The sequence below is a fragment of the Microbacterium tenebrionis genome (genome assembly GCF_903645325.1).
Classification (GTDB): Bacteria; Actinomycetota; Actinomycetes; order Actinomycetales; family Microbacteriaceae; genus Microbacterium; species Microbacterium tenebrionis.
Genome location: NZ_CAHJXQ010000022.1, coordinates 1 through 4888, shown reverse-complemented (window position 1 = coordinate 4888; position 4888 = coordinate 1). Strand labels below are relative to the sequence as shown.

Below are 4888 nucleotides of genomic sequence, written 5' to 3'. Positions count from 1 at the left end.
CTGCACGCCCTTGCCCTCGACGTTCGTGAAGTCGGTGACGGCCGGGAGCCGAGTGGACGCCGCGACGATCGCTTTCGCGATCGGATGCTCGGACGCGTGCTCGACCGCTCCGGCCAGTCGCACGAGCTCCGCGGCATCCACGCCGTCCTCGGTGATCACGCCTGCGAGGGCCATGCGACCGGATGTGACCGTGCCCGTCTTGTCGAGGACGACCGTGTCGACCTTGCGCGTGGACTCGAGGACCTCGGGCCCCTTGATGAGAATGCCCAGCTGTGCGCCACGGCCGGTGCCGACCAGCAGGGCGGTGGGCGTCGCGAGCCCGAGCGCGCACGGGCAGGCGATCACGAGCACGGCGACGGCGGCGGTGAAGGCCGCGGACAACCCGAATCCCGCGACGATCCAGCCGACGAGAGCCGCGAGCGCGATGACGAGGACGATTGGGACGAAGACGCCCGAGATGCGGTCCGCCAGGCGCTGCACCTCGGCCTTGCCGGTCTGCGCGTCCTCCACCAGCTGCGCCATCTGCGCGAGCTGAGTGTCCGCGCCGATCCTCGTCGCGCGCACGATCAGGCGGCCGCTGGCGTTCACGGTCGCGCCGGTGACGGCATCCCCCTCGCCGACCTCGACGGGGACGGACTCACCTGTGAGCATCGAGGCGTCGACGGCCGAATGCCCCTCGATGACGACGCCGTCGGTGGCGATCTTCTCGCCGGGACGCACGACGAACGCGTCGCCGACTCGCAGCTGCTCGATCGGGATCAGCGCTTCGACGCCGTCGCGCACCACCGACACGTCCTTCGCGCCGAGCTCGAGGAGAGCACGCAGCGCCGACCCCGCCTGACGCTTGGCCCGCTTCTCGAAGTACCGCCCCGCCAGGATGAACATCGTCACTCCGGCCGCGACCTCGAGGTAGATGTTCGACGCCCCGTCGGAGCGCGACAGGGTGAACTCGAACGGGTGGGTCATGCCCGGCATCCCGGCGGTTCCGAAGAACAGCGCGTACAGCGACCAGCCGAAAGCGGCGATCGTGCCCATCGAGATCAGGGTGTCCATGGTCGCCGCGCCGTGACGGAGGTTCGTCCACGCGGCGCGGTGGAACGGCCAGCCGCCCCACACGATCACCGGCGCGGCCAGGGCGAGCGACGCCCACTGCCAGTACGTGAACTGCAGCGGCGGGATCATCGCCATGAGGATCACCGGCACCGCGAGGGCGATCGAGATGAACAGCCGCTGGCGGAGTGAGCGCAGTTCGGGGGCGTCGGCCTCGTCCGTCGCATCCGGCTGCGTGGCGGGCAGCTGCGCGGAGTACCCGGCCTTCTCGACCTCGTCGATGAGCAGCGCCGTGTCGAAGCCGGCGGGCGCGGTGACCCTCGCCTTCTCGGTGGCGTAGTTGACCGTCGCCTCGATGCCGTCGAGCTTGTTCAGCTTGCGCTCGATGCGCGTCGCGCACGAGGCGCAGGTCATGCCGCCGATCTCGAGTTCGACGCTGCTCATGGTGCTGCTTTCCGGTCGGGGCTCTGGGGGTGCGGGTACGGCGGGTCAGGCGCGGACGGCGGAGTATCCGGCCTCGTCGACAGCCGCGAGGACCGCGCGTCATCGAGCGGAGCGGATGCCGTCACGACGAGCCTGCCGGTCTGCGCGCTGACCTCGATCTGGTCGACGCCGGCGATCTGACCGACCTCTTCGCGCACGGACATCTCGCAGTGGCTGCAGGTCATGCCGGTCACCTGGTACTCAGTGGTACTCATGGAGTCAGTGGTGCTCATGGGAGTCTTCCTTTCGTTCGTCGACCACAACTATAGTACCCCCTGGGGGTATTTCCGTCGACGGTTGCCGAAGCGCCGCCGTGCAAGGATGGCCACATGACCCAAGCCACCGCAGACCTCTACGACGAGTTCGGCGACGACCTCCAGTCGGTGCCGATGCAGTTCCGCGACTTCGGGGGCCGGACGGCGTTCCAGGGGCCGATCCGCACGATCCGCTGCCTCGAGGACAACGCGCTCGTGAAGTCGACCCTTGCGACGCCGGGCGACGGCGCCGTGCTCGTGATCGACGGCTCAGGATCGCTGAACACCGCGCTCATGGGCGACATGATCGCCGAGTCGGCCGTCGCGAACGGCTGGGCGGGCGTCGTGATCCACGGCGCGATCCGCGACAGTGTCGCCATCGGCGGCCTCGACCTCGGCGTGAAGGCGCTCGGCACGAATCCGCGCAAGAGCGCCAAGCTCGGCGCCGGAGAGGTCGACGTCGACCTCGAGTTCGGGGGAGTGGCCTTCGCGGTGGGCAAGCGCCTGTATGCCGACGAGGACGGGATTCTCGTCGAGCGCTGACGCGACCGCACTCGCCGCCGCTCAGGTGGCGTCGGCGGTGACGAGGATCGGCCGGTGATCGCTCGATCGCTGCGGCAAAGTCTCGATGCGATCGATCGTGAATCCGTCCGACGTCGCGAAGTCGTAGTGCCCCTTGAACACGCGGTACCGCGTGTAGGTGCGCTCGTCGCTGAGCGTCAGTGCGTACCCGTGATCGCGCACGGTCTGCCCGAGGTTCTCCTTGAAGACCGGGTAGTTGTAGTCGCCGACCATGAGAACGGGAAGGCCCGGTCCCATCATCTCGAGCTCGGTCAGTGCCGCACGGATCTGCGTGCGGCGCAGCGAGTTCAGCGCTGTCAGCGGTGCGGCGTGGAACGACGCGACGATGAGCTCTCTGCCGTTGTCGATGTCCTGCAGCCGCACACCGAGAACGCGCTCGTGGGCGGGCTTGAGCATCATGTCGTGCAGCGACTTCTTCAGCCCGATCGTGCGGATGTCCTGCAGGCGGAACAGGTTCGTCCGGTAGTAGAGCGCAAGACCGAGGCGATTGCCTTGGGTGGCGTCGGCGAGCGTCAGGCCGCCGATCTCGTCGGGGAGGGCGGAGACGTCGCACTCCTGCAGGCACAGCAGATCGGGCTCGTGCTGCTCGACGAGCTCCTCGAGCTCTGTCGCGGCTCGATGCTTGCGCAGGTTGTAGGAGATGACCTTCATCATCGCCACGCTACTGCGCCCACCTGAGCCTGTGGTGTCGATTCTGTGAACTCGTCTACTCGGAGTCCCGCCGCGCCCGCGTCTGCTCGGCGCGCGCGGCGAGCAGGTCGTGGGCGGGGTACCCGACCTCGGTGAGCGTGAGGCCGCGCGCGGCTAGCACCTTGAACTCGCTCGTGCGCTGCAGGGCGTCGCGCAGAACGACGAGATCGCCCTCGCCGAGACGTCCTTCGCCGACGGCCGCGCACGCCCCGACCAGCGCGCGGACCATGCTGTGGCAGAACGCATCGGCCTTGACCTCGGCGACCAGGACGCCGTCGGCATCCCGGGTCCACCGGTAGTCCAGGAGCGTGCGGATCGTCGTCGCCTCCTCGCGAGCCTTGCAGTACGCGGCGAAGTCGTGCAGGCCGATGAGGGAGCGTGCGGCGGCATCCATGGCCTGAACGTCCAGCGAGCCGCGGATGCTCGTGGTGTCGAGGCGCCGTGCCGGATCGAACCCGGCCGCATCGTCAGCCAGTCGGTACCGGTAGCGTCGCCAGACCGCGGAGAAGCGCGCGTCGAAGCCCTGCGGTGCAAGCGACGATCGATGCACCGTGGCATCCGGGTACGCGCCGAGGACTCCGCGCATGCGGGCGGCGATCGATCCTGCGGGGTCCGTGGCGGCTCGCCCGTGTCGCGCCTCGACGCGAGCCCACTGCGCCTCATCGAGATCGACGTGCGCGACCTGGCCGGCGGCGTGCACCCCGGCATCCGTCCGCCCGGCGACGACGAACTGCACATCCGATCCGACGATCCGTGCGAGAGCCGCCTCGAGCGTGCCCTGAACCGTCCTCAAGCCGGGCTGCTTCGCCCACCCGCGGAAGTTCGTGCCGTCGTAGGCGATGTCCAAGCGGATTCTCACGTGCCCAGCCTAAACTGGAGCTTTGACTTCGCCCGGCTGCGAGCCGCGGCGCGACTTCCGAGACATGCAGAACCAGACGACACCGACACGATTCGCGGGCCTCGACGGCCTGCGCGCGGTTGCCGTGACCCTGGTGGTCGCCTACCACCTGTTCCCCGGACTGCCGCTCGTCGGCGGATTCGTCGGCGTCGACGTCTTCTTCGTGATCAGCGGGTTCCTCATCACCTCGCTGCTGCTCCGCCCGTCCCGGCTCGGGCGGCTGGGCTCGCCGCGCCGGCTCGTCGACTTCTGGAGGCGGCGCGCGCGCCGGCTGCTGCCCGCACTCGCCGTGGTGGTCACGGTGTGCGCGACGGCCGCATGGATGCTCGGCGGCGATCTGCTTGTCGGCATGGGGCGCCAGGTGCTGGGTGCTGCGACCTTCAGCTACAACTGGCTGGCCGTCGCAGACGACACCGACTACTTCGCCGCGACGGCGCCCGCGCTGTTCCGCAACTTCTGGTCGCTCGCGGTGGAGGAGCAGTTCTACGTCGTGTGGCCGCTGCTGCTGCCGCTCGTGCTGCTGATCCCCGGGCGCTGGGCGCGCGTCGCACTCGTGCTCGTCGCCGGCGGCGGCTCGGCGTGGTGGATGGCACAGCTCGTCGCAGGAGGCGAGGTCACGCGCGCGTACTTCGGCACGGACGCGCACGCGTTCGGGCTGCTGATCGGCATCGCGCTGGCGCTGGCCACCGCGAATATGCCGGAGCGGGCATGGATGAGCTCGCGCCCGGCGCGTGCGGGCTCGCTACTCATCGGACTGCTGGGGCTCGGCGCTATCGTCGCAGCCGCGCTGATGCCGGAGAGTCAGGATGCCGGGACGTTCCCCGGCACGCTCCTGCTGGCCGGCGGCGGGTCGGCGCTCGCGATCTTCGCCGGTGTGCTGCCGGGGTCGTGGTTCGGCCGTGCGCTCGACGTGCAGCCGCTGAAGTGGGTC

General features: G+C 69.5%; 5 protein-coding genes and 1 pseudogene. 2 read left to right on the top strand and 4 right to left on the bottom strand.

Going from position 1 to position 4888, the window contains the following annotated elements; translation table 11 throughout:
- Nucleotides 1-1494: heavy metal translocating P-type ATPase (locus HWX58_RS14810; protein WP_175989042.1), on the bottom strand; the 1494-nt coding region annotated here is incomplete at its 3' end.
- A gap of 45 nt (nt 1495-1539) precedes the next feature.
- Nucleotides 1540-1748 (bottom strand): annotated as a pseudogene (locus tag HWX58_RS14805) (heavy-metal-associated domain-containing protein).
- A 114-nt stretch (nt 1749-1862) separates the two neighbouring features.
- On the opposite strand from HWX58_RS14805, the gene rraA reads away from it, so the two are divergent.
- Nucleotides 1863-2330 carry a ribonuclease E activity regulator RraA gene (gene rraA, locus HWX58_RS14800; protein WP_175989040.1) on the top strand — a complete coding sequence of 156 codons (468 nt, stop codon included), beginning with the start codon at nt 1863-1865 and terminating at the stop codon, nt 2328-2330.
- A 21-nt stretch (nt 2331-2351) separates the two neighbouring features.
- Here the strand turns inward: rraA and HWX58_RS14795 are convergent, their stop codons facing one another.
- The gene (locus HWX58_RS14795; RefSeq protein WP_175989038.1) at nt 2352-3020 is read right to left on the bottom strand and encodes an endonuclease/exonuclease/phosphatase family protein; all 669 of its coding nucleotides are present in this window, start codon (nt 3018-3020) and stop codon (nt 2352-2354) included.
- Nucleotides 3021-3075: 55 nt separating this feature from the next.
- On the bottom strand, nt 3076-3918 hold the full coding sequence (gene truA / locus HWX58_RS14790) for a tRNA pseudouridine(38-40) synthase TruA (RefSeq protein WP_175989036.1): 843 nt from the start codon (nt 3916-3918) through the stop codon (nt 3076-3078).
- A 64-nt stretch (nt 3919-3982) separates the two neighbouring features.
- On the opposite strand from truA, the gene HWX58_RS14785 reads away from it, so the two are divergent.
- The coding region (locus HWX58_RS14785) for an acyltransferase family protein (protein WP_175989033.1) at nt 3983-4888 on the top strand (906 nt) is incomplete at its 3' end.

Excerpts from the sequence above, each read along its gene's own strand:
- rraA (WP_175989040.1), top strand. The coding sequence starts at position 1,863 with ATGACCCAAGCCACCGCAGACCTCTACGACGAGTTCGGCGACGACCTC.
- HWX58_RS14795 (WP_175989038.1), bottom strand. The coding sequence starts at position 3,020 with ATGAAGGTCATCTCCTACAACCTGCGCAAGCATCGAGCCGCGACAGAG.